Source organism: Parabacteroides sp. APC149_11_2_Y6, from assembly GCF_054506995.1.
The window spans coordinates 903,958-930,886 of sequence record NZ_CP173709.1; the positions used below are offsets into that span (position 1 = coordinate 903,958).

General features: G+C 41.6%; 17 protein-coding genes. 13 read left to right on the forward strand and 4 right to left on the reverse strand.

Going from position 1 to position 26,929, the window contains the following annotated elements; translation table 11 throughout:
* Window positions 1-65: 65 nt before the first annotated feature.
* The gene (locus tag ACGE0T_RS03730) at window positions 66-620 is read right to left on the reverse strand and encodes a DUF3332 domain-containing protein (RefSeq protein ID WP_459189197.1); all 555 of its coding nucleotides are present in this window, start codon (window positions 618-620) and stop codon (window positions 66-68) included.
* A 1,271-nt stretch (window positions 621-1,891) separates the two neighbouring features.
* Here ACGE0T_RS03730 and ACGE0T_RS03735 point away from each other — a divergent pair.
* The 5 genes from ACGE0T_RS03735 (at window position 1,892) to nagA (ACGE0T_RS03755) (ending at window position 11,194) form a co-directional block, all read left to right on the forward strand.
* Window positions 1,892-4,987, forward strand: a complete 3,096-nt coding sequence (locus ACGE0T_RS03735; RefSeq protein WP_459189198.1) for a SusC/RagA family TonB-linked outer membrane protein — start codon at window positions 1,892-1,894, stop codon at window positions 4,985-4,987.
* A gap of 34 nt (window positions 4,988-5,021) precedes the next feature.
* Complete coding sequence (locus ACGE0T_RS03740) at window positions 5,022-6,677, forward strand: RagB/SusD family nutrient uptake outer membrane protein (RefSeq protein WP_459189199.1); 1,656 nt, start codon at window positions 5,022-5,024, stop codon at window positions 6,675-6,677.
* 139 nt (window positions 6,678-6,816) lie between these two features.
* Window positions 6,817-8,754, forward strand: coding sequence for a ribosomal protection-like ABC-F family protein (gene abc-f / locus ACGE0T_RS03745; RefSeq protein WP_459189200.1), 1,938 nt, complete (start codon window positions 6,817-6,819; stop codon window positions 8,752-8,754).
* Between the two features lie 101 nt (window positions 8,755-8,855).
* A complete protein-coding gene (gene nagA / locus ACGE0T_RS03750; RefSeq protein ID WP_459189201.1) occupies window positions 8,856-10,022 on the forward strand; it encodes an N-acetylglucosamine-6-phosphate deacetylase in 1,167 nt (388 codons plus the stop codon).
* An 11-nt stretch (window positions 10,023-10,033) separates the two neighbouring features.
* Window positions 10,034-11,194, forward strand: coding sequence for an N-acetylglucosamine-6-phosphate deacetylase (gene nagA / locus ACGE0T_RS03755; protein WP_459189202.1), 1,161 nt, complete (start codon window positions 10,034-10,036; stop codon window positions 11,192-11,194).
* 100 nt (window positions 11,195-11,294) lie between these two features.
* Here nagA (ACGE0T_RS03755) and rimI read toward each other — a convergent pair whose 3' ends face one another.
* Both rimI and ACGE0T_RS03765 read right to left on the reverse strand, forming a co-directional pair.
* Window positions 11,295-11,759, reverse strand: a complete 465-nt coding sequence (rimI, locus tag ACGE0T_RS03760; protein ID WP_459189203.1) for a ribosomal protein S18-alanine N-acetyltransferase — start codon at window positions 11,757-11,759, stop codon at window positions 11,295-11,297.
* Between the two features lies 1 nt (window position 11,760).
* Window positions 11,761-13,227, reverse strand: a complete 1,467-nt coding sequence (locus ACGE0T_RS03765; protein WP_459189204.1) for a RimK family protein — start codon at window positions 13,225-13,227, stop codon at window positions 11,761-11,763.
* A 329-nt stretch (window positions 13,228-13,556) separates the two neighbouring features.
* On the opposite strand from ACGE0T_RS03765, the gene ACGE0T_RS03770 reads away from it, so the two are divergent.
* Together ACGE0T_RS03770 and ACGE0T_RS03775 are read left to right on the forward strand one after the other, a co-directional pair.
* On the forward strand, window positions 13,557-15,545 hold the full coding sequence (locus ACGE0T_RS03770) for a glucosamine-6-phosphate deaminase (RefSeq protein ID WP_459189205.1): 1,989 nt from the start codon (window positions 13,557-13,559) through the stop codon (window positions 15,543-15,545).
* A gap of 444 nt (window positions 15,546-15,989) precedes the next feature.
* A complete protein-coding gene (locus tag ACGE0T_RS03775) occupies window positions 15,990-17,216 on the forward strand; it encodes a phage integrase SAM-like domain-containing protein (protein WP_459189206.1) in 1,227 nt (408 codons plus the stop codon).
* 210 nt (window positions 17,217-17,426) lie between these two features.
* Here the strand turns inward: ACGE0T_RS03775 and ACGE0T_RS03780 are convergent, their stop codons facing one another.
* Window positions 17,427-18,305, reverse strand: a complete 879-nt coding sequence (locus ACGE0T_RS03780; protein ID WP_459189207.1) for a helix-turn-helix domain-containing protein — start codon at window positions 18,303-18,305, stop codon at window positions 17,427-17,429.
* A gap of 303 nt (window positions 18,306-18,608) precedes the next feature.
* On the opposite strand from ACGE0T_RS03780, the gene ACGE0T_RS03785 reads away from it, so the two are divergent.
* The 6 genes from ACGE0T_RS03785 to ACGE0T_RS03810 all read left to right on the forward strand — a co-directional run bounded on the left by ACGE0T_RS03785 (window position 18,609) and on the right by ACGE0T_RS03810 (window position 26,924).
* A complete protein-coding gene (locus tag ACGE0T_RS03785) occupies window positions 18,609-19,859 on the forward strand; it encodes a fimbrial protein (RefSeq protein ID WP_459189208.1) in 1,251 nt (416 codons plus the stop codon).
* Window positions 19,860-19,992: 133 nt separating this feature from the next.
* On the forward strand, window positions 19,993-20,892 hold the full coding sequence (locus ACGE0T_RS03790; RefSeq protein ID WP_459189209.1) for a FimB/Mfa2 family fimbrial subunit: 900 nt from the start codon (window positions 19,993-19,995) through the stop codon (window positions 20,890-20,892).
* Between the two features lie 34 nt (window positions 20,893-20,926).
* Complete coding sequence (locus ACGE0T_RS03795; protein WP_459189210.1) at window positions 20,927-22,726, forward strand: Lcl domain-containing protein; 1,800 nt, start codon at window positions 20,927-20,929, stop codon at window positions 22,724-22,726.
* Between the two features lie 15 nt (window positions 22,727-22,741).
* Complete coding sequence (locus ACGE0T_RS03800) at window positions 22,742-24,460, forward strand: Lcl domain-containing protein (RefSeq protein WP_459189211.1); 1,719 nt, start codon at window positions 22,742-22,744, stop codon at window positions 24,458-24,460.
* Between the two features lie 40 nt (window positions 24,461-24,500).
* A complete protein-coding gene (locus tag ACGE0T_RS03805) occupies window positions 24,501-26,258 on the forward strand; it encodes a DUF4906 domain-containing protein (protein ID WP_459189212.1) in 1,758 nt (585 codons plus the stop codon).
* Window positions 26,259-26,285: 27 nt separating this feature from the next.
* Window positions 26,286-26,924 (forward strand): Lcl domain-containing protein, encoded by a 639-nt coding sequence (locus ACGE0T_RS03810; protein ID WP_459189213.1) that lies wholly within the window; start codon window positions 26,286-26,288, stop codon window positions 26,922-26,924.
* Window positions 26,925-26,929 lie beyond the last annotated feature (5 nt).

A 26,929-nucleotide genomic window follows, 5' to 3' on the forward strand; every position in this document is an offset into this window, starting at 1 on the left:
GTTGACAGTTTTTATTACTCTTTGGCTTTTAACTGTCACTTGTCACTTGTCAACTGTCACCTGATTTATCTTGCTGCGTAGAAAGAATACCCTTCTGCTACTTGTCTGAATGCAAGTACGCCAGCCTGGCTTAATTCTACGTTCATTTCTTTACCGTCCGGCAAAAACATAACAACTTTATCGTCTTCTTCGAATTTTAAAAGTTTAGTTGTTTCACCGTCAGCTTCTACACTCCAGCTCTTATCTGCTTTGTCGAATACAAGGTCCAGTGATTTTTCTTCGCCTTCTTTTTGGATATGGTAACCGTCAGTCTTTGTTTCTACGGTAAATGTTCCGTTTTCCGTATCGATTGTTTTTGTTGTACCGGCATCGGCTACAGGGCTGTTTCCACTCCAAAATTCAATAGAATTTAGAACCAGTACATCTGCAAGTGCGGAGATTTCATATACAGGAACAATCCAAAATGCAATAAAAACAAGTTCATTGACAAATTTGCTGTCAATATTTTTGTTCCAATTTAGAAGTTTGTTAGTTAAACCGAAAGAACCAATACAAGAGGAGAATAGTACGCTACTAACTAATGTAGTTGCTACCAATAATGTTAAACTTTTTTTCTTCATGAATTATAAATATTTGTAGTTATCGAGGACGAAGATAGATAAAATCTGTGAAATAAGGTGGTTTATCTATTGATAATATATATTTTAATAAAAAAATAACCGGTAAAAGTATGGACTCTTTTCTCGGCACAGATCAAACTCAAAGAAGGTCCATGTCTGTTCTTTGCTGAATTTAACGCCCGTTCCTGTAATACCTTGTCCGAAGATACTTCGTTCAAAAACCTTTGCTTCTCAGATTTGAATTGATATCATACATTATTTTCCAGGGCATTAGATGATTGAATTTGCATATTGGTTATTCGTTGAGAAATAAAGCGTGTAACTTTATCTGAACACCTGCCTGTTTTTCCTTTTAACAGAACTCTGATTAAAGTTGGTATATAAATTAATCAAATGTATTTAGGATATTTTAGAAAGAAAAGATGACCTTATGTTAAGGTTATTAACTCAGTTCTGATAGAACTAACTAAATCTTAATTCGAAGCAAATATAATGCTATTTTTAGTTTTGTGTTCAAATTTAACTCAAAATAACATATAAGTGTTAATTGGACTATTGGCTCATACTGATTTCACTATTCAAAATAAATCCTACATATTAATGTACATGGTCTTATTTTCAAAGGATATATGAACGGCTAATAATGCCTGTAAGGATTTAGAAAATAGTAACTGTAATTAATAGATATTTTTATGATTTTGATGTAAGTTGCTGTAATATTCTTGTTATAAGTGTTTTATGATTTTTGTGGCGGTAAAAATGAAATTAGTATTCTTGAACACTCAAAATTGCCATTAATTTATAAGATAAATATTGATATTGTTGATAATTTTAGGTTATAAGGTATATTAAGAATAGGGAAATAAGACGATAAAGTCTATTCAGAAGAACATATATTAACAATTTGTTTGATTTTATTGAAGTCGTATAAAATAGAAAAGAGGCCCGAAATATCAATCTGTAATATAGGCTGTTTAATGCTATTTAAATCTGTATTTAATTCATAAAAATATCTGTTTATCAGTTTGTTATATGTATCGATACTATTTTTGCGATGTGTTAAAATTAAAAACTAATTCTTGGCTAATTGACTTCGTTCTATCAGAACTATGTTATAAGAATTTTGTACCAATGAGATTTTTATAAAACGCTGTTAAGATAAGTGGTTTTTGTTTACCATGATTAAGAATTAGAGTGAGTGAGTCATGAACTATTTTTTGTTTCGGGCTTATTTTTATAACAATAAATAATTAAACAAAAAACAATTTAGTATGTTGAAAATCGCAAGACCTGTTAGCCTTATGTTGCTGTCGGCTGCATTATGTTCCGGTGGGACAATGTATGCTATAGACAATACGGCAACACCCAGAGTAGGTATTTCTCAGCAACAAAAAAGTTTGAAAGGAACAATTGTAGATGATTTCGGTCCTGTAGCCGGAGCTTCTGTTATTGTGAAAGGCACTACAAATGGCACTGTTACTGACATGGATGGAAACTTCGTTCTGGATGTAAAGAACGGAGACGTTATCCAAATCTCTTTTATCGGTTACTTGACCCAGGAAATCAAATATACCGGACAATCTACTTTAAAAGTATCTTTGAAGGAAGATACGCAGAAATTGGAAGAAGTCGTTGTTGTTGGTTACGGTACACAGAAAAAAGCCAATATGTCCGGTGCCGTAGCTTCTGTCGACAGTAAAGAATTGACCAATCGTCCTATATCGAACGTATCTTCCGGTATCCAGGGGTTGATGCCGGGTGTAACCGTAACAGCCGGTGAAGGACGTCCGGGGCAGGACGGAAGTAAAATCCGTATCCGTGGTGTCGGTACGTTGAACTCTGCTGATCCGTACATCTTGATAGATGGTATTGAAAGCGGTTCGATGGATAGCTTGGATCCGAACGATATTGAAAGTATTTCCGTGTTGAAAGATGCTTCTTCCGCTGCTATTTATGGTTCCAAAGCGTCAAATGGTGTAATTTTGATTACAACTAAACGCGGTAAAACCGGTGATCCCCGTATCTCTTATAATGGATATGTAGGCTTCTCAAATCCTACAGCAGTAATCGACCGTATCAGTTCTGCCGAATATGCCATGTTATACAACCGTATAGACAAAGATAATGGCAAGGCTCCCCGCTACAGTGATGATGACATCCGCAAATTCGAAGACGGTTCCGACCCTTACGGACATCCGAATACAGACTGGAATAAAGCGGCTTACCGTACAGGTCTTTTGCATAAACATAATGTAAACATCAGTGGTGGTTCGGAAAAAGTAAAATATATGGCTTCCGCCGGTTATCTGGGGCAGACTGGTATTTTACCGAATTCCGAACGTAAGCAGTTTAATGGCCGTACCAATCTGGATATACAGTTGACAAAGAAATTGACTGTCCGTATGAATATGGCTTATATCAAAAATGACTATAAAGACCCGAACTCAAACTACGGTGGTGGTTGGTCGGATCAGATTATCCGCCAATTAAATATTATCAGTCCTATGATTCCGGTAAAGAATGAAGACGGAACCTATGGGGCAACAAATGATGGTAACCCTATCGCATGGTTGGATGTAAATCAAACGGTTGATAAATACAATCAGAACTTTACAGGGTCGTTGGCTGCTGACTATCAGATTATCGATGGTTTGAAAGCAACAGTGAGCGGTGCTTATGTAAATGATGACCAGCATTATAAAGCTTTTGTAAAGAAAATATTGAATGATCCGTCTCAGGCTGCAAGACCGAATGAATTGACAGAGTCTTTCACGAACTGGCATCGTGCTAACTTCGATGTTCTGTTGAACTACGACAAAACGTTCGGACTACATGGGTTAAAAGCGATGTTAGGTTGGCATACTGAAAAATATAAAGTTCGCTATAATTATGCAAACCGTCAGAATTTCCCGAATAATGATTTAAGTGATATGAACGCCGGAGCGGAATCCACACAAAAAAATTCCGGTTTTACCCGCGAACTGGCTATGTTGTCTTATTTCGGCCGTGTGAATTATGACTATGCCGGTAAATACTTATTGGAAGCAAATTTCCGTGCGGATGCTTCTTCTCGTTTTGCTCCGGGACACCGTTGGGGATATTTCCCGTCTTTCTCAGGTGCATGGCGTATCAGCGAAGAGAGCTTTATGGAAAGTTCAAAAGAATGGTTGAACAGTTTGAAGATTCGTGGCTCATGGGGTATGCTGGGTAATCAGGATGCATTGAGTGACGGAACGCCTACGGGTGGCGACTTTTACCCTTGGTTGAATACCTATAGCTTAGGGGCAAACTATCCGTTTGGAGGAAATCTGGTAAATGGTTATTATCAGGCAAACTATAAGATTGAAGACCTTTCCTGGGAAAAATCAACAACCTGGGGGATTGGTTTCGATGCCATCGTAGGAAATCATATCAATATTGTTTTCGATTATTACGACCGTAAAACTACAGACATTATTATGGAAGTACCGGTTCCTGCCGAATTTGGGCTGGGGGCTTATAAAGATAATGTAGGTGCAATGCGCAACAGAGGTGTTGAAATCCAGTTAGGATATAACAACCGTTGGAATGACTGGTCGCTGAATGTGGTAGGCAACTTTGCTTACAATAAAAATAAGATTGAAAACCTGGGTGGGGTAGACCGTATGACTGATGGTGATTATTTGCGTAAGATCGGTTCTCCTATACATTCTTATTATGTATATAAAGCAGATGGTTTCTTCCAGTCCGATGCAGAAGCACAAGCCTGGATGGATAAATATAAAGGAAAAGACGGTTATCCGTTCGGCCTGGATTTCAAAGGGGGTGACTTACGTTACGTAGATACGAACGGCGATGGCAAAATTACGGCAGAAGACCGTGAATTGTATAAAACAACCGATCCGGTGATAACATTTGGCTTGAATGTAAATGTAGGTTTCAAAGCATTTGACTTATCTATGAACTTTACAGGTGCTGCAAATGTAGGACGTGCATTTACCAAAGAAGCCTTTGGGGAATTTTCAGGTAGTGCCGGACATCCTTCAAAAGCATGGCTCGATTCATGGACACCGGAAAATCCGGGGGCAAGTATGCCGCGTGTTGCCGAATCCAGAAAATCTCCGAGCGAATCGTCTGTTGTAATGTCCGATTTCTGGGTAATTAATACAAGTTACCTGCGTATGAAAACATTGCAGTTGGGATATACCCTTCCGAAGAGTATTTTAAGACCGGTAGGTATAGAGAATGTTCGTGTTTATTATTCTACGGAAAACTTACTCACATTTGATAATATGCCGCTAAATGTAGACCCGGAAACTGTTAGTTCGCGTTTGTCAAGTTATCCGTTGGTAACCACTCACTCCTTTGGTGTAAACGTGACATTCTGATAAGTAACGACCATTTAATTAAAAAGAATTTTTTATGAAAAGATTATCAATATATTTATTGGCAGGTGTAGCCGCTTTGACTACTTCTTGTTCTGATTTTCTGGATACATTGCCGAATGATGCAATGTCCCCTGCAACTACATGGAAGACTGAAACGGATGTCGAAAGCTTTGTTGTCGGTTGCTATAATGGATTGTTGGATGGCGGTTCCATTTTATATATGGACTGCGGTTCCGACATTGGTTACAATAACTTTCCCTGGGAAGGATACCGTGCTATGGGAGACGGTTCATTGGCGAGTGGCGACGAGAGCCAGGCTTCATTTTATAATTTTTCTATTATCCGTCGTTGTAATACGGTGTTGGACAATATAGACAAAGTCACCTTTACGGATGAGAAAAAGAAAAAAGACCTGATAGCCCAAGTAAAAGCAATCCGTGCTTACCGCTATTTTATCATGAACTGGTGGTATGGCGGTGTTCCTATTATCGGAACTTACAACACGGCAGAAGAAGCACAGGTCCCGCGTAATTCGGAAGCTGAAGTCCGCGAGCAGGTTGCCAAAGACTTGAAAGATGCAATTGCAGATATTAATGAAACACCGGAAGCACGCGGCCGGATTGCGAAAGGCGCAGTGCTGGCAATAAAAATGCGTGAGGCTTTGTATTATGGTGACTGGAAAGAAGCTAAAACAGCCGCACAGGATATTATCGACCTTAAACAGTATGAACTGGAAAAAGGGGAGCCGGATTCTTATGCCAAGCTGTTTAAATTATCCGGAACAGCCTCTAAGGAAATTATCCTTGCCGACCAGCGTATTGCCAATTTGTTCGGTTTGGGAACTATCGGCCAGATGTATAATAATGCAGATGCCGGTTGGTCTTCAATCGTACCTACACAGAACCTGGTTGATATGTATGAGATGAAAACCGGCTTGACGAAAGAAGAAGCAGGCAATGCCTATGATCCGGTTCATCCGTTTGCAGATCGCGACCCTCGTATGGCTATGACTATCCTGTATCCGGGACGTGATTGGAGAGGAGCGGTTTTGAATACGCTGGATAAAACAGTCTATGATAAAGAAGCAAAAAAGGATGTCGATAATAAAAATTTCCCGACTTATACGGATAACGCCTCCAAGACGGCTTTGACATGGGCTAAGTATCTGGACCCGATAGACCAGTATAGCAATATCTGGGATACTGGTGCTTGTCCGATCGTTTTCCGTTATGCTGAAGTACTCCTGACGTATGCCGAGGCGGCTAATGAACTGGATGGCCCTTCCGATGTTATCTATGGATACTTGAATGATATACGCAACAGGGCGGGAATGCCGGATGTGGATAAAGCCAAATATAATACAAAAGAAAAGTTGCGTGAACTAATCCGCCGTGAACGCGCGGTTGAATTGGCTGGTGAAGGTTTGCGCCGTGCCGATATTCTGCGCTGGAAAGATGCAAGCGGAAAGATGCTGGCAGAAACCGTATTAAACGGTCCTTTATATCGTATTTCCGGAAAGATCGACTACAATGAGCAAGATCCTTATAAACGGGCTGTAGTTGATACGGATTATAAGAAGAAGGATAACGAAATTGAAATTCGTAAGTTTGCAACGAAGAATCGTTATTTGCCGATTCGCCAGACAGTACTCGACAAGAATCCGAAACTGAAACAGAATGATGGTTATTAATTAAGCGTTTATACCAACAGAAAGAGAGGTCGTCCGGCAAGTCCGGATGGCCTCTCTTGTTTTCCGCCCCTTATTCATTTTGCGACAGCTTCTATATTATGGATAAATTGTATCTTTGCAGTTCTAAAAAGAAAAAGATATGATTTCTGTAGAAGGACTGACTGTAGAATTTGGCGGGTTTACCCTTTTTGATGATGTTTCATTTGTAGTAAATAAAAAAGACCGTATCGCTTTGGTTGGAAAAAACGGGGCGGGAAAGTCTACTATGCTTAAAATATTTGCCGGTCTGCAATCGCCGACTTCCGGTGTTGTCAGTGTTCCTAAAGAAGTTACAATCGGTTATCTTCCCCAGCAGATGCAACTGACGGATACCTGTACAGTGCGCGAAGAAGCGGAGCATGCCTTCGAACATATCCATGAAATGGAGAAAGAAATCGAGCGGTTGAACCTGCAATTGGCGGAGCGTACCGATTATGAAACAGATTCTTATCAGAATTTGATTGACCGTGTAACCCATTTGTCCGAACATTTCCAGATGATGGGCGGAAACAATTATCATGCGGAACTGGAACGTACATTGATAGGTTTGGGATTTAAACGGGAAGATTTCGACCGTCCGACATCCGAATTTAGCGGTGGATGGCGTATGCGTATCGAGCTTGCCAAGCTATTGCTCCGCAAGCCGGATGTCCTGTTGCTGGACGAGCCTACCAACCACCTGGATATCGAGTCAATCCAATGGCTTGAAAATTTTATCGCAACCCGTGCCAATGCGGTTATCCTTGTTTCGCACGACCGTGCCTTTATCGATAATACGACTTTCCGTACAATCGAAATCGAATTAGGAAAAATTTACGACTATAAGGTTAAATATTCCGATTATGTGGAATTGCGTAAGGAGCGCCGTGAACAGCAACTTCGTGCTTATGAAAACCAGCAGAAGAAGTTGGCGGATACGGAAGCTTTTATCGAACGTTTCCGCTATAAAGCTACAAAATCCGTACAGGTACAGTCCCGTATCAAGCAGCTTGAAAAAGTGGAACGTATCGAAGTGGATGATGTGGACTCTTCAATGCTGAACCTTAAATTTCCTCCGGCTCCCCGTTCCGGCTCTTATCCGGTGATTACGGAGAATGTGGCAAAAAGGTACGGCGAACATTTGATTTTTCAGAACGTTACTTTTACAATCAACCGTGGCGATAAAGTTGCTTTTGTAGGGAAGAATGGCGAAGGTAAATCTACTCTTGTAAAATGTATTATGGACGAGATCGATTACGAAGGAAAACTGCAACTCGGACATAATGTGAAAATCGGCTACTTCGCCCAGAATCAGGCACAACTGCTGGATGAAAACTTAACCGTATTCGATACGATAGACTATGTAGCGGAAGGAGATATCCGTACAAAAATACGCGATATCCTCGGCGCTTTCATGTTTGGCGGAGAGGCTTCCGACAAGAAGGTAAAAGTATTGTCCGGTGGAGAGCGCAGCCGCCTTGCCATGATTCGCCTTTTGCTTGAACCTGTCAATTTACTGATACTCGATGAGCCGACGAACCATTTGGACATGCGTTCGAAAGATGTGTTGAAAGATGCGTTGAAAGAATTTGACGGAACGGTAATTGTCGTATCCCACGACCGTGAGTTCCTGGATGGGTTGGTAGATAAGGTATATGAATTCGGAAACCAGCGCGTGGTAGAACATCTGGGAGGAATTTATGAATTCCTTGAACGTAAGAAATTGGATAGTCTGCGTGAGTTGGAACGTGCCGCTCAGGTATCGTCCGTAACAGACAATGAAGCACAGCCGTCACAGAATAAACTCTCATACGAAGCCCGTAAAGAGCAGAATCGTTTACTGAAGAAAATAGAAAAGGCGATTGCCGAAGCCGAAAGTAAAATAGCAGCCCTTGAAGCATCCATCGCGTCTGTCGAGGCTCGTCTGGCAACTCCGGAAGGGGCATCTGATACCTCCCTTTACAACGAATATTCCACATTGAAAAAAGAACTGTCCGATACGATGGATATATGGACGGAACAAACCATGGAATATGAAGAGCTGGCGAAGGAGTGCTAAAAAATAAAATTTAAATAGTATTTGAGCAACATTGTTAAATGAAAGTAGCTACTTTTGCGTTGAAAAAACAAAAAACAACGCGAAAGCTTAATTCTTATAACATGTTAACTCAGATTATCAACGGTAAAATCCTTACCCCGCAGGGCTGGTTGAAAGACGGTTCTGTCCTGATAAGCGATAACAAAATTCTTGAAGTAACAAACTGTGACCTTGCAGTGATAGGGGCAACCTTAGTAGACGCCAAAGGTATGTATATTGTCCCCGGTGGTGTTGAAATCCATGTACATGGAGGAGGGGGACGCGACTTTATGGAAGGTACGGAGGATGCATTCCGTACAGCAGTTGCAGCACATATGCAACATGGTACTACCAGTATCTTCCCGACGCTTTCTTCTTCTACGATTCCTATGATTCGTGCAGCTGCGGAAACGACTGAAAAATTAATGGCAGAAAAGGATAGCCCGATATTGGGATTACATCTGGAAGGCCATTATTTTAATATGAAGATGGCAGGCGGTCAGATTCCGGAGAATATTAAAAATCCGAATCCGGAAGAATACATCCCGTTACTGGAAGAAACAAATTGCATCAAACGTTGGGATGCGGCACCCGAACTGCCGGGAGCCATGCAGTTCGGTAAATATATTACATCGAAAGGAGTACTGGCATCGGTAGGCCATACACAGGCAGAGTATGAAGATATCCTGACAGCGTATGAGGTCGGTTATACACATGCTACCCATTTCTACAATGCAATGCCCGGTTTCCACAAACGCCGTGAGTATAAATATGAAGGTACGGTAGAGAGCATCTATCTGATAGATAATATGACAGTGGAAGTTGTGGCGGACGGTATCCATGTTCCTCCTACGATTCTCCGTCTGGTTTACAAGATCAAAGGGGTGGAAAGAACTTGTCTGATAACCGATGCGCTGGCTTGTGCGGCAAGCGATAGCCAGGTGGCATTCGACCCGCGTGTGATTATAGAAGACGGTGTTTGCAAGTTGGCAGACCGCTCGGCTCTTGCCGGAAGTGTGGCTACAATGGACCGTTTGATCCGTACGGTAGTCCAGAAAGCGGAAATTCCTTTGGAAGATGCTGTACGTATGGCTTCGGAAACTCCTGCACGCCTGATGGGTGTGGACGACCGCAAAGGAACTTTGCAGCGTGGAAAGGATGCCGATATTATGATTCTCGATAAGGATTTGAATGTACGTGCGGTCTGGGCGATGGGTAAGTTAGTGGAAGGAACCAATAAATTGTTTTAAAAGGAAAGGTTATGTTGACACAAATAATAAACGGACAAATCCTGACTCCGCAGGGTTGGCTCAAAGATGGCTCCGTGCTGATAAGTGATGGTAAAATCCTGGAAGTAACAAATAGCGACCTGGCTGTTATCGGTGCAACGATCATCGATGCCAAAGGGATGTATATCATTCCCGGTTTTGTTGCGATGAATGTGCATGGTGGCGGTGGCTACGACTTTAAAGAATGTACGGAAGAGGCTTTCCGGGGAGCTGTCAATGCCCATAGGAAATATGGGGCGACTACGATATTCCCGACACTTTCCTCTTCTTCCAAACCGGCTATTTGTAAAGCCGCTTCTATCTGCGAGAAATTAATGGCAGAGGAAGATAGTCCGGTTCTGGGGCTTCATGTGGAAGGCCCTTACCTGAATGAGAAAATGGCGGGAAACCTGTATGATGTAAGGTTGCCGGATAGAGAAGAATATGTTTCAATCCTGGAAAATACAAATTGCATCAAACGTTGGGATGCAAGCCCGGAACTTCCGGGAGCACATGAGTTTGCACAATATGTCCGTTCAAAAGGGGTTTTGGCTGCCATTACCCATACCGAAGCTGAATTTGAAGATATCAAAGAGGCTTATAAAGTAGGTTTTACACATGCCGCACAGTTCTACAATGCAATGCCGGGATTCCATAAACGTCGTGAATATAAATATGAGGGAACGGTAGAAAGCGTCTTTCTTATGGACGATATGACGGTTGAGGTGATAGCAGACGGTAAGCATCTGCCTCCCACGATTCTCCGTCTGGTTTACAAGCTGAAAGGTGTGGAACGTACCTGTCTGGTAACGGATGCGCTTTCTTTTGCTGCGAATGAAGGGCGTCCTGTACCGGATTCTCGTATTATTATTGAAGACGGCGTAGCGAAACTGGCAGACCATTCGTCTTTGGCCGGAAGTATTGCTACGATGGATAAGTTGGTTCGCACGATCGCCCAAAAGACAGATATACCTTTGGCGGATGCTGTTCGTATGGCATCGGAAACTCCGGCTCGCCTAATGGGGGTAGACGACCGTAAAGGCACTTTGCAACGTGGGAAAGATGCGGATATAGTTGTCCTTGACCGTAATCTGGCAGTACGTGCCGTTTATTCGATGGGCAAATTGGTTCCGGAAGCGAATACTTTATTTTAGCAAATTCTCCGGATAGAGATAGGGAAACAAGATAAAACACGAAAAAACACGAATGAAAGGAAATTCGTATATATTTCCTTTCATTCGTGTTTTTTGTTGTCTATACTTCATTACCGATGGATTTTGTCATATAATAGGCATCCGAGCCGTCGTGGTAATAGTTCGGTTTGATATAAGACATTTCAAAACCGTTTTTCTTATACAGTCCGATAGCCGGATTGTTGGTAGTTTTTACTTCGAGTGTCATCTTCCGGGCATTGCATCCTTCTGCATATTCGAAAGCCTTGTCCATAAGCAACTGCCCCAGTCGCATTCCCTGGCAGCTGGGATGGACGGCAATGGAATAGATACGTAGATTATGCGTCCTGGAATTGAATGATAAAGATAAATAGGCAATAGTCCTTGTCCCTGCCTGCAGGATAAAGAAAGCGCCTTTACCCCGTGTCATCAGATAAACAAACTGGCTTTTGGTGAAACTGTCTTCTTTAAAGCAAAGTTTCTCTATTTCCAGTATGGACGGAAGATCGTCCGGTTGGGCATCCCGGATGGTTATTGCACTTTCCATATCAGAAGAATTTCATATCGACGGCACGTCCGAAGTGGTTGAGAATCCTGTAATAGAGTTCATCTCCCAGGACTGCATCCTCCAGGTCGTGGTCGATACTGGGGTTGTCGTTAATCTCGATAACGATGGCCCGGTCGTTGACCACTTTTAAATCTACGCCGTATAATCCTTTTCCGATAAAAGAGGCAGCTTTCAATGCCGTATCCAATACTTTGCGGGGCACCTGATAGATAGGTATCGTTTCAGCCAGGCCGCAACGGCTGCGCCCGGATGCATAATGGCAATAAATCTGCCAGTGGTTCTTTGCCATATAATACTTGCAGGCATATAAGGGTTCCCCGTTCAGGATACCGATACGCCAGTCGAATTCAGTAGGTGTAAATTCCTGTGCCAGTAGAATGGCAGACTTCTCGAACAGTACGTCCAATGCTTCCTTGCATTCCTCTTCATTGTTGACCTTTTTCATCCCGATGGAAAAAGAACCGTCCGGTATTTTCAGGACGAAGGGAGTTCCTACTTTTTCAACGATCTCTGCATATGAATTTTCATTGGAACGGAATATCAAAGTGGAGACCGGTGCGGGTACTTTCTCTTTTTCAAACAATTCTTTCAGGAATACCTTGTTGGTACAGCGGATGATTGAAATGGGGTCGTCTATCACAGCCATTTTGTTTTGTGCTGCCAACTGGGAAAGATGGAAGGTATAATGATTTAAGGAAGTCGTTGTACGGATAAACAGTGCATCGAATTCCATCAACCGGGTGGCATCTTCTTCTGTGATCAGCTCCGCATGAATATCCATCTTTTTCGCAATTTCCAGGAATTTATTGATAGCCTGCTTATTGCTGGGAGGAAATTTCTCTTCGGGATCATACAGGATTGCAAGGCTGTAGCGGGAAGGGCGGGTTGATTTCGGAGTACGCCAGATGCGTTTGTTAAAACTGTCCAGTGTATTGGCAAAATAATCCTGCTCTGCATCATTCAGTTGGTTGAGGGGGAGGAACTGCACGCTTTCAATTTGGTTCCGGCTGCGGGTATTGAAGCTGACTTGTAATAACGGTGCCGGATAATTCTCGAAAATAAACCGGGCAATCCGTTCCAGTCCTTTTTCTTTGCAGGTGCCGAAATAAATATTTAAATACCAGATATCATCGGTGATATTATTTTTCTGTATCCATTGGTAACATAATTTTTGCAGGTTTCTATCCATGCGGATACCTGTACCGGTTTGAACTTTGTTGATAATATCTACGCCGGGGATTACTTTCTGTCCTCTTGTCTGTGCCAGTAGTGAGCAATAATATCCCTCGGAATTATAACTGTAATCGTTACTTACATTGATAACGAATTTGCGTTCTTTTTCTATGGATTTGGATTTTAAATAATCGGAAACAGTGAGTATGCTGCTTGTCTTGCAATAGGGTTCCCAATCGTCCAGGCTGTCTAATAAAATTAAGACATTGTTCATCGTCGTTGAATATTAATATAGCATTTTAAATATGTTTAATGAGCGCCAAAGATAGAGATTAATTCGACAGTTTATTCGGAGTGATGAAAATAAATATTATGGTTGTAAGTGTGTGTAAATTAGTTGTTTATATTGTGTGTGGGCGGCGCAGATTTTATATGTGGCTTTTTAACTTGCTTTTGAGCCGGGGAGAGATCCGGCAGAATGATATTAAAGCGTGGAAATATCCATTTATAAATAAAATTGATGTTATGCTGTGGAAGAATATCTTTTATAATTGTTATATTTGTAACTTAAGTAAAAAAATAATACTAAATCAAAGATTAAACATGAAAACAGACCTGAGTTCTCAGATTACTCTGACGCGTATACCGCAAAGGTACTATCGTCCGGAAAATGCTTTCGAGCATTCAGTTTTAACACGTTTGGAGAAGATACCGACTACCATTTATGAATCGGCAGAGGAAGGCTCTCTTGCGATTGCAAAGGAAATAGCCACTCAAATCCGTAAGAAGCAGGAAGTGGGTGAGAACTTCGTTATCGCTCTTCCCGGAGGCCGTTCCCCTCTGAGTATTTATAAGGAATGGATACGCATGCATAGGGAAGAAGGCCTGAGTTTCCGTAATGTAGTTATATTTGTAGAATATGAATTCTATCCGCTTTCTTCGGCAAGCGCAGGTAATGTGTCCCATTTGAGAGAGGCATTATTCAACCATATCGATATTGCTCCGGAAAATATTTATGCTCCGGACGGTGCCATGCCGAAAGATGCGATTCTTGATTTTTGCCGTACCTACGAAGAGCAAATACAGTTGGTAGGTGGTCTCGACTACATTTTGCTGGGAGTTGGTCCGTCAAGCAATATCATGTTCAATGCAGCCGGTTCGACTTCCGGTTCGCGTACCCGCCTGGTGCTGTTGGAAGGTGGAGCCAGAAAAGAAGCGGCTCGTACTTTTACTTCAGTGGATAATGTTCCGGCCGGTGTAATTACCATGGGGATTTCTACCATGATGAAAGCCCGGAATGCCGTCTTGATGGCTTGGGGTGAAGATAAAGCGCCGATTATTGCAAAGACGGTGGAAGGTCCGGAAACGGATGCTATTCCTTCTTCTTTCCTGCAAGTTCATTCGAATGCAAAGGTCGTTCTGGATTTGTCTGCCGCCTACGACCTGACACGTATCAGCCATCCCTGGTTGGTTACCAACTGCGATTGGGATAATAAACTGATTCGCCGTGCTATCGTATGGCTGTGCCAATTGACGGGAAAACCGATCCTGAAACTTACCAACCGGGATTACAGTGAAAACGGTTTGGGTGAACTACTTGCATTGTTTGGTTCTGCTTACAATGTAAATATCAAGATATTCAACGATATCCAGCATACGATTACCGGATGGCCGGGCGGTAAACCGAATGCGGACGACTCCAACCGTCCGGAACGTGCTACTCCGTATCCGAAGAAAGTAATCGTATTCAGTCCGCATCCTGATGATGATGTGATTTCAATGGGTGGGACCCTGCGCCGTTTGTGTGACCAGCACCATGACGTACATGTTGCTTACCAGACATCCGGAAATATTGCCGTAGGCGATGAAGAAGTAATCCGTTATTGCGAATACCTGAGTGACGTTAGCGACAAGTATGCTGCCGGAGGTTCTCCGATTAAGGATAAAGCGGAAGAAATTATTAAATACCTGCGTTATGAAAAGGTAGAAGACGGTGGCCCGGAACGCAAGGATGTGCTTTTCATGAAAGGTACGATTCGCCGCGAAGAGGCCCGTCACGGATGCCGCTATTCAGGCGTGAAAGACGACCATGTGCATTTTCTGGATTTACCGTTCTATGAAACCGGTATGGTAAAGAAAAATGATTTGGGTGAAGCGGATAAGAATATAGTGAAGAACTTATTGCTGGAAATAAAACCGGATCAGATATTTGTAGCCGGTGACCTGGCAGACCCGCATGGAACCCATAAGGTTTGTTTGGATGCCGTACTTGCAGCAATCGACGAAGTAAAAGACGATGAATGGATGTTGAATTGCCGCGTATGGATGTACCGTGGTGCATGGGCAGAATGGGAAATGGACCATGTTGAAATGGCTGTTCCTATCTCTCCTGAAGAATTACGCCACAAACGGAATGCAATCCTGAAACACCAGTCGCAGGCAGAAAGCGCTCCGTTCCTTGGAGACGACGAACGTCTGTTCTGGCAGCGTGCGGAAGACCGCAACCGTGCTACGGCAGACCTGTATCATAAGTTGGGGCTGGCTTCATACGAAGCAATGGAAGCATTTGTGCAATATATACCTCTCCGCTAACAGGTAAAGGTGTGAAATAGAAAAAGCCGGTTTTCATTTGGGAACCGGCTTTTTTAGATATAGAAGGGTTGTCCACTTCAATAAAAACTTTCATAAAAGATGAATAAAACGGCCGTATTATTAAAAATATACGGTATTTTTGCCCAACGCCTATACTGTCTGAATTGCTTACGCAGAAGGACGGAAATGTTTTTAAGAAATCATTTCTGTGTGCTTTTTACATTCAAATAGGGTTATCACTTAGTATTTTTACATATCACCTATTCAATATTGCATTCACATGAGTATAAAATACGTACTATGTCTTCATCTAATATCAGTAACTTGTTGTTTTTGCCATAACTTTTCATTTTCTGAATTGTTGTAGTTTGCGACATCGGACCGGGAGCTTTGCTTCGGGATTCGGTTGCATATTAAATTATTCATATATTAATTTAAATTTCTATGGCATCAATAAAATTAATGTTGAACTTGAGCCGGAAGTTGAATGATGGGACCTATCCGTTGGTTTTCCAGGTCATTCATAACAGGCATAAGAAAATCCTGTATACAGGGGTTCATGTGACGAAAGAAGAGTTCGATTCTGAAAAAGGGAAGGTTAATACCGACCGGAGAGTGAATGTGAAAATAAACCGTGATATTCGCAAAATGTACCGGTTGCTCAGTGAACGTATTCGTGAGCTTGAAAAGTCCGGTGAGGAATACAGTGTATATGACATTACATTGGGTACATACCGGAAACCTGTAAAATGTTTTTTTCTGCTCAAATATATCGATACACAGATAGTATGGAAAAAAGAGATGGGGAAAGAGGGCATTGCAGCTGCCTATCGCAGTACCAGGCAGTCGTTATCCGGATATATGGGGAATAAGGATATACGGATGTCTCAGGTTGATTCGCTATTCGTAGCCCGCTATATAGACTTTTTAAAGCACAAAGGGGTAGGAGAAAATACCGTGAATTTTTATATACGCAATTTCCGTACCTGCTATAATCTTGCGGTAAAAGAGGGATTGGTTTCGCGTGGCGGGTATCCGTTCAATGATATACATACCAAACCGTGCCGTACCATCAAGCGTGCTTTGAGCCGCGAAGACATGTCCCGTTTGTTACATCTTTATTTTCCGGAAGATTCTGTTTTGCGATTTGCACGGGATCTTTTTTTATTTAGCTTTTATACACAGGGGATGTCTTTTGTTGATATTGCTTTCCTGAAACAGAAACATATTTGTGGTGAGATAATCAGTTACTCGCGGCATAAGTCGAAGCAACTGATTCATATTGGAATTACCCCTCAGATACAGGAGCTATTCAACCGCTACGGAACTAACAGGAAAACGGATAATAAAGAGTCTTATATTTTCCCTATTATCAATCCTGAGGGGGCGGGTAAAGAACAAATTTCCGAATACAGGCAATACCGGTCATCTCTCTCCCGCATTAATCGTGCATTGAGGAAGATTGCCGGCGATTTGGGGCTTTGTGTCCCATTAACCACTTATGTGGCGCGCCACACCTGGGCAACTCTGGCCCGTGACAATGGTGTACCGATTTCAACGATCAGTGCAGGGTTGGGGCATACGACAGAAAATATGACGCATATATATCTAAAAGAGCTCGATATAAACCACCTCAAACAAGTCAACAGGATGATGAACAATCTTATTTAAATGTTAAATTGATATTCAATGTTTCTTACATTGGATAATAATCATTACATTCGTGAACATTCGTATCTATTACGAATAGAGACACACTACCTGGTTAAGATTATACAAATCTAATTTCACTTTGCAAAGATAGAGTGTTTTTCCGTACGCCAATATATATAAAAGTCCAACAAGTTTTATAATTAGTCCATTTGATTAAAAAATATATATTTATTGATTTTCAATATCATAATGTTCTATCAATTGTTTAGGTGTACAGCCGAAATGTTGTTTGCAATAGTGTGTAAAATGCGCTTGCGAGTCGAACATAAATTTTGCCATTAATTCTTTCACCGTTGCGCCGGGATACATTGCTTCATCCAATATTTGGCGATTCCTTTGTTTCACAATCCAGCGTTTGGCTGTCATTCCGAATACATTTTTGAATTTAGTAAAAAAACTGCTCCTTCCCATATTGGAAATGGAAATGAGTGTCTCAATACTGTCTGCCTTCTGGTAGTTTTCCATAATCATTTTCTTAAAACAGAAATCCTGTCCTATGATGGGGTAAAACAGTCCGGCAATTTCCTCCTTTGTATAAAATCCACGTATTAGAAAGAACAGTTCTTTTTCCATTAATTCATGCAAATGTCCGCAACTCATTCCATTCTTTAAGCAATACGTAAGTACTTCCAGATAAGGTGCAAGTGGATAGCGAATCTCTGTGGCTTGGAAATCATACTTTATCGTTTCGCAAATACCTGCTAACGACTGTAATACAAACATGTCGCAACTACCCGGAGGAGTATCAAATGACAATGCAACTAGTTTGGAATCGCTACTTCCCCAACCGCTGAATGTAGACATTTTAGGTAGCAACACCATTGTTCCGGCACTAAACATACGTTTTTTGAACTGATCCTGACTGATGATAAATTTCCCATCGAGAAATATCAGTAAATAATTCCAGCATGCACATTCCTTCCGGATAAATATCTCTTGCTCTAACTCAATATATTTAAAACCGGATTCCACTTGATTTAAGTAGTTCCTACACGAACGATGCTCTTCTATGTAAAATAGCTTGTTAAGTAAAATTTCATCTCTCATAAGCCCCTATATTCAATGTATTTGTATTTCCTGTTTCAGTATTATTTCAGCATTGTTTCAGTGTCTGATATCATAATTTACTTATTTACAAAGTGTTATGGGTATTAATTTTACAAGTGTATTTAAATGTAATTCGTATAAAGTATACGTTTTTCTTCTGTATAATCAGTATGCCATGATAATCAGACACTTATGCAAGCCATAAATTACTTCGCTCTCTATTCGTAATAGAGCTATACAGGAAATTGTATTTAGATTCATTATAGGGGACTATTATCTTATTTATTAATTAAATATCTACGAATGAAAGTAAGAAGTTTATTATTGTCGATGTGCGCGATAGCGGCATTGGCAAGTTGTTCAAAGAACGACGATGGAATCCCAGGTGCGGGAAGTGATGCCCCGGAAGCGAAAGTTATTCTAAAATTAGCAGGAAACGGCGATCAGGTGGCCAGTAAGGCTGCAGGGTTACCCACTAATGACGAGCTTGCAGCAAGTAACGGAACCATAAATAACCTTATGGTGTTTATTTTTAACAATACAGGAACCGTTATTACGAAGCAGTTTTTTGCTTCTCCGGGCGCAGGTCCTAATGAAGTATCGACCACGACGGATGCCCGTGACGTGGCAGTTATAGCCAATGCCAAAGAGGACATGTTTACTACTGTTGCAAGTAAGGATGCACTCAAGGCTGTGTTGGCAAATATACTTACTGGCGATAATCCTACAGATGCCGTAACTCAGAAGGATGATAATCTTTATATGTCAGGAGTCGGTACGTTAAGTACATTCGTAGAACAAGCGGATAAAAGTATGAAGGCTACAGTAACTGTACCATTGAACTATTTATCAGCCAGAATACAACTAAAGCAGATTACATTTAATGGTAAAGATGTAACAGATAATAAATATGTCCAATTAGCCGCGTTTGCCGGGGATGCTACTGCTAATTTTACCATCACACGCGTATATCTGATGAATGTACAGAGAGCGACACATTTCCTGCCTGTTACTGATGGCGGCACTAATTATATCGTACAAGGAGATAAACAATATACAGGGGGTGTTGCATGGAATGATCCATGGACTGGAACGGTACCCAATCAGTTCAAAAATAATAATGAATATACAATAGAGGCTGCTCCTGCTGTGTTCAAACCTACAGCAAATGCAATTTCGAATATCGGACATTGGTACACATTTGCAAATACCGGTGTCGGAAATATAGCCAATCACCCGACTGCACTTGTTGTTGAAGTGCAATGGAGAAAAGTGAAAAAAGATGATTCTGTTACTCCTCATGTTGCTGAAGAAATTCAAACCTTGTATTTCACAACTTATTTTGGAGGGGGAGACAAGGATGAACTTCAACCAGGTAATGTCTATACCGTATCTTTGGCTTTGAATGGTAACTTTAAACCTACCAATGATGGTGGTAGCGGTGGTGGTGGTACTACTGATCCGACCAAGCCGACTGTGAACAGTTCTGTGGAAGTTACTGTTACTCCGGCAACCTGGACACTTGTACCGGATATCTCTAAAGAATGGAAATAACTCCTGAATTGGTATTATGATTGATATGTCCCTCCAGCAGGGCATGCATACTTATTAATAAGTATCTGCCACGGCAGTGTCCGTGGCAGATATTTTAAACTACAAAGAAATAAAATAAGAAAGAATATCCATTATGACAGGTGCCTATAAATTCCGGTTCGCGCCGGGGATATTATCCTTTATGTTCACACTACTGCTGTTGTCGGGGTGCATAGCCGAAAATACCGATGATTGTTTCAAGGGTATCCCCCTGAAGGTCAGTTTGCCTGCCGACGTGCCACAAGAAACAATAAAAGATATGAGCCTCTATGTATTCGATGATAAAGATTTTTTGCTGGATATACTCCCAGTGGATAATTCGGAATCTGTCATCTTAAATTATCCAGGCATTCCTAACCTCCATTGCGTGGCCTGGTGCAATACGCAAGACGGTACAATGCTTGTCAGCCCTCTGAAAAAGGGCGATTCATGCTCCGATGGTTTCATCTCACTGAAACCCTCTGTACCTACACGGGCGGAGAAGAGCATATTCACCTCTCCGACTGATTTATTTTACGGAGAGCTTAAAATAGAAAATAATACAACGTCTAATCAAACGGAAGGGCAATCTATGGCTATTTCCCGCATGACGGCGTCAATGAATATAACATTACGAGGATTGCAAAAACTCACCGGTACAGAGGATGGGGATTATTCGCTTGTTATCTATGAAACATACAGCAGGATAGACTTCAACGGACATTACGGAGGCGAACTTGCCTCGTATTCCCCGGTAATGAACCGGGCGGACAACAAAGATTATGTGGTTCCTGCGTTCTTGCTTTTTCCTGTGCCGGACGGAAACGGACTGACGATAGATATCTATCATAATAATTCCCTGCTTAAGAGTTTAAAGACCGATGGCGGGGGAAACCCGATTGTTCCTGTGGTTGGCAAAACCCTGAATCTCTTATTGGATTTTGAAGGTTCTGCCAATGTAGAGATTGCAATCACAGGGTGGGGAGAAACTTATGTCTGGAAAGAATACAATTGATTCCTCCGGAACCGGAGAAATTAAAAGAAATAATATGAAGATAGAGAAGAATTATATATCGAAGTTGAATGACTTGGTAAAAGTCGTTGGGCTAATTTTCTTACTGGGAGCTTGTCAGAACGATGACCAGTACAACGCGCTACGGGAGGGGCCTGTCCTGGTCAAGCTCTCTGTATCGACTTCCGACGCGGGCAACGCTTCAGGAAGCAGTGCGGATACAGATTCGCAAATTTCTTCCATTTATATTCTTCAGTTTAATGCTAATAATGACTCTTACGGTACCCTGCGTTATGTGGCGGAGGGACACAGGAACGCCAGTGGATCATATACCGCCAACTTGTTGCAAAGTATGGACGCAAATGATAACTACAAACTTGTTATTCTCGCAAACCTCCCTGACTATGGATTTCTTTATGGTTTGTATGGCAATAGCTATGAAGATGTGCAGCGAACTTGCCTGAGTGAGGCAACGCCCGATCCCCTTGTTTTTGATGAAACCCATCTGTACCCTATGTTCGGAGTGGTTAATGGAGGAGCCTCCGTTCAGGTGAAGGATGGCACTGCGTATAACAGCAGCACAGAGCTAATTCGTGCCGTAGCCCGTGTGGATATCGGCATCGGTACTAAGAATACAGACTCGGATGGTACTATTATATCATGGACGAAAGGCAAGGTTCCTTTTACCATGACTGAAGTACAAGTATGGCGGGCTGGACAGAGATACACATATATGCCGGCAGTGGAGAACTACCATTGGAATACTGTCACTTCCGGCGGTGTTTCTTCAAATAAAATCGTGATAGACCGTCCTTCTGAGTCCGGTGGAGCAACGAGTACGAAAACTTATAGCGGTACTTCCTATATAACGAACGGTACTTACTGCTTGGGACAAATCTACCTGCCCGAAGCTGATTTGCAGTGGGGGAGCGTATATGATGCCCGGCATGCTAACCGTTTAGCTATTATTGTAGGAGGTTATTACAATAACTCTTCTCAGCTATCTTACTATCGTGTGGACTTTACCAACGATAATTCCGGTGAAAAAATGGATATCCTACGTAACCATATCTATCAGTTCAGTGTGACCAAGGTAACGGACGAAGGTTATCCCACAGCAGAGTTGGCATATAAGAGTGTGCCGAAAGATATTAGTTTCTCTGCCAATCTTGTAGCATGGACATCATCCAATCCGGTTCCCATACCTTCAATAACCGGCTACCGCATATCATATGGAAGATTGAATGGTGAGATTTTGCTATGGGATGCTACTACCAAGCTCAATGTTCCACAGAAAAAATATGCTTGGGGAAATAATCAGAATATGAGATTTGATTACAACGAATTTTATGGCGAAGCAAATAGCTTTTACGCTGTACAATATCCGGTTGGCATTCAAAACGGGCAACTATATGCCACAGTGGAGGCTGCTTTTAATCTGGAGGGAGCATATCCCAACCTGATGGTATCCGGCGATGATATAGTTGATGTGCAAGGTAATGAAAAAATTGCATGGAAAACGAATAACACTCTTACGGCTTTTGATATTTGCCGTAACTATCAGGGGGAAGGGTATAACGACTGGAGACTTCCGCGACTTTCGGAACTGGCATTAATCTATTTAAACAGGCAAAGTCTGGAATCGATGAGAGGGTTCTCGCCATTCAGTGGTACTTATTGGAGTGGGTCGGAATACCTGGTAAGTAATTCGGATTTAGATAGAAAACATTCCGAACAGGCTTGGGGTATGAATTTTGAAGCCGGCAATCCTCGCAATGCGGCAAACCATGCGAAGACGGAATTACTTAAAATCAGATGTGTACGGCAAGTACAGTAAATGAAACAATATTATATGATAAATATGGATATTCAAAAGAAACATCGCTTATCCGGAGCAATCATCATTGTATCGTGCTTTTTATTATTGACAGGGGCATGCGAAAAAAGTGACGGGATTGAAACCGGAGCTCAAACAAGAAATGTATTCCTGAGTTTCAACGCGTCCACGACAAATCCAACCGTTACTGAAACGAGGAGCGTTGAATCCATCAATGGATTTACCGGGAATTCTTATACATTTGGCATGTCCATTACGAAAAATAATAGCTTGCATAGTGAAGTTTTTGAAGGATCTGGTGATTTGACAGCCACAATGAGTAATCCCCCGCAGATACCGGGCGGGGAGTGGAACTGGAGTTTTAAAAAAAATACTGATAATCAGCTTGTAACTCCCCAAGGGCCTGAAGGAAAACCGTTAAAGGTAATCGCTTATTATCCGGCCATCAGCGGAACCGGAGCTTTTACTAATGGAATTCCGTTTGATTTTTCCGGAACTACTAATCCTAAACAAACAGAAATACTCTATAATACCAATACCTCATATATAATCTCCTCGTCATCCGGAGAAGATAAAGCAACGATCCCCTTACAGTTTCAGCATGCCTATTCCTGGATAGTTATTAACGTGACGAAATATATAGCGAAGGGCACATTTAATCTGACCAGTGTAGCTATAGATAATTTATCGGGAGAATGGATTAAAAATAAAGGAAATATCAGTCCCGAAACCGGATTGGCAATGGAGGGAAGTAGTACCGGTCCGATAGGAGAAGTAAGAAGTCCGCAAGCACTGTCTGTGGGTTCTCCTATAACATACGAATTTCTGGTTCCAGTGTTTATGGATGCAGGAGTCAAAGATGAAGATATAGTCATTACAATGATGATTAACGGAAATAAAGAATTGTTTCCCATTAAGAAAGAACATCTGAACAAAGACGGAAACACATATGGTTTCAGACAAGGCTATAAAAATACTTATAACCTTGAGTACAATAATTCGTCTATGAACCTACGTCTTTTAGATTGGACATCAGCAGATATAAATGAAAATTTTGGCGGAAACCAATCTGTTCCTGCAAATTATGTAAAAATAGACTATCAAAGCTATGATGGTAGTGGTCGACCACCACTGTGGACGTCAGCGGATAATAATGTTAAGTTTCCTCAAATGTACACGGCATCAACTATCGGAAACCATCTGTTTGAAAGTTATCTTACTACTGTGAACTATGGTGCCAATGGTGCATATGTACCTGCCAATCCAGTAATATCTCCACCTCCTGCGGGAGGAATAATCATAGCTGACGATCAGAATGTAGCTTCCATGGAAAAAGTCTATCCGATATTTCAGATGACTACGGAAGATATTTCCATTGAACCGGTACCGTGGGAGGATGATAATGGAGATTTGGTCGCAAAAGAAATCTGCAGAAAATATAATGGAGGAGGCTTTCATAATTGGAGACTTCCGAGGGCCTCTGAGCTCAGAGCCTTATTTGTATATTTAGTTTATAATGCGGGCAATAACACTTCGCTGTCGAAATTGAACTTTTCTGCTGATAAAAATCAATATAAATTATATTGGACGGGTACTGAAGTAAACGAGAATCAGGCGTGGGCCATGTACTATTATGACGAAAGTAGAACTAATTTTCAACGTAGGGGTCCGATGATATCTCCACAAGACAAAAAAATGAAATTAGCTGTGCGTTGTATTCGGGAAATACCATAAACAATGATATTTAATTAATATATAAACGAACCATATTCCTATGATTAGAATATTAATATCCTTAATATGTATATTTTGTCTGATATCCGGAGGGTGTACAGATGACAATATGATGTCTTCATCTCCAACACTTCTTCCGGGAAAGACTGTTCCTGTAAAACTGAGTTTGAGTACGGAGGCTTATAGCACTCCATTTACGGGAGAAACACGTGCCGGAGGAGGAAATTCGGTTTTGTCCGTTTCGACTCCAGGTATGGATATAGAATTGGTGGAGACACCGGTTACGAGAGTCGGTACAGCTATTGATGAAGAAAATGCCATCTATAATTATACCTTATTGCAGTTTGCGGGGACGACTGCTACTTCCACTCTGTATGGTAAGAAAACATATCCTTGTCCGAATGGAGTAATTGATACAAAAGATGTGGAGCTTAAGCTAACAACCACAGGCTCCGGTGGAACAGCCGTCAAGCACAGATTCGTAGTTATAGCGAATGTTAGTCCGGGGGATTTTAATTCTTTGCAAGAAAACAGTTCTACTTATTCGGATTTGCAAAATCTGAATTTCGGATTGAATGGAAATCAGAGTTTTCCATTGCGTGAATTAAGTGTGAGTGGGATTAATAAAAAAACAATGGTCATGTGCGGTTTGGTTGATGCAGTCATTGCGGCTTCGGGCAAACAGATAGCTATTGTTTTACAACGTACGGTGGCAAAGGTTACTTTTAACATACAAACAGATAATGCGGATTTTAGCAAATTTGAAAACTGGGATGTATCATTGATGAACATCCCCAATAAAAGTTACTTTAATACATTAGGAAGGACGGCGGTTTTTCCTGCTTTGGATGAAAAAAAACTGTCTTCCTCTTATTGGAGCAAAGTACTTACTACTCCGACCATGGGGGATGCTCTTCCTATTGGTGGAAAGTCTTTATATATACCTGTTAATCTTCAGAAGACAGTGACTACATCCACTCTGCTTACCCGTCGTAACTTTTCGCCATTGGGTGGTACTTACCTTCAAATTATGGGCAGGGAGATGTCGCCGGGGGGAACTACTGCACTGCCTGTTGTAAAAGATTTTGTTCTATATCAGATTTTTCTGGGGAAGAATCTCACTACTGATTTCAGTATTTACCCCAATTATAACCAGACTTACAATATAACTTTGAAGGGCAGGATAGAGGATGATAGCAATGTGATAAGGCTTATTCCCGGTAAATTTTCCGGAAAGCTTGTGGCATATAGTAGTTCAAGTAATACCCCTTTACAGTCAACAACTGATCCAACTGCCGTAAAATGGGAATACTCCCAAAGAATAGAAACCTATTTTGCAGATAGTCCTTTTCCATGGCAAGGATCGGGAATAGAGGATTTAGGGAGGTATGACTTGAGATGGTATGCAGGAAGTTCATTCAGTAATTTAGGAGCAACTTCTTTGACAGACGGTTACGCTAATACCCGAACACTACAAGGAACTACTATCACATATATACACTATCCGGCGGCTTTGGCATGTTATATGGGACTGAATGGTCTGGGCAATGCAGGCCAACATGACTTTACATGGTATCTTCCTTCCATAGGAGAGTTGATAGGCACGTGGGTTGCTTCCTCAAGTATGGTAAGCCAGCAAAGTCCCAGCTATTGGTCTTCTACGGCCCTTAAAGATGTTCCTCAAGCCTTTGTAATCACAAATGAAGGAGAAGTGAAAACCGCTCCTGTCAATGAGGATAGTAATCGTCATTACGTACGAGGTTGCCGGAATCCGGATAAAGTTACCGCCAACAAATAGAATATAATTCTTTAAAAAGTGAAGATTATGAGTTTCAAATACTATATCACCCTGTCGGTCGTTTGGATATTGATTGGTTTGCCATTGGATGCTTTTGGGCAATATATCCAAAAAGAGTCGGTTAATGGCGTAAATTTCGCCATTATTTACTCGGAAGGATTAGCAAAATCTGCTCAATGGGACCTGGGATTTAAAATGATGAGAAACGGGACAACCATCCGTCATCAGGTTTCTGGGGGAAATGGCGGGAATCTGAATGTCAATGACAGAATTCCGATGCGTTTCATCGTAGCTCCCACAGACGTGGCTAATGTCAGTTGGATTCAGGCTGCGGGTGTAACCGGAGGTAATGGAAATCTGAGTGCCGATTTCACAGGAACAGCAGATACAGGATGCCGCAACTATGGTAAAACTGCGCATGGTACCGGACGTAAATGGCGTGTTCCCACCCAACGCGAACTGCAACTGATGTGGTTGTTTCGTGAACCGATCGGCATTATCTATCCGCAAGCGAAAATGGAAGATGCATCGACAAAAAGCTACTGGGCTTCCACAGAGAAAGGTGCCGATAATGCCTGGTTTTTCGATTTCAAGCAAGGTGTTCCCCGTTGTTTCTGGCAACCAAAAACGACCTTGAGTAATGTGAGATGCGTAAGTGATTATTAATCAGT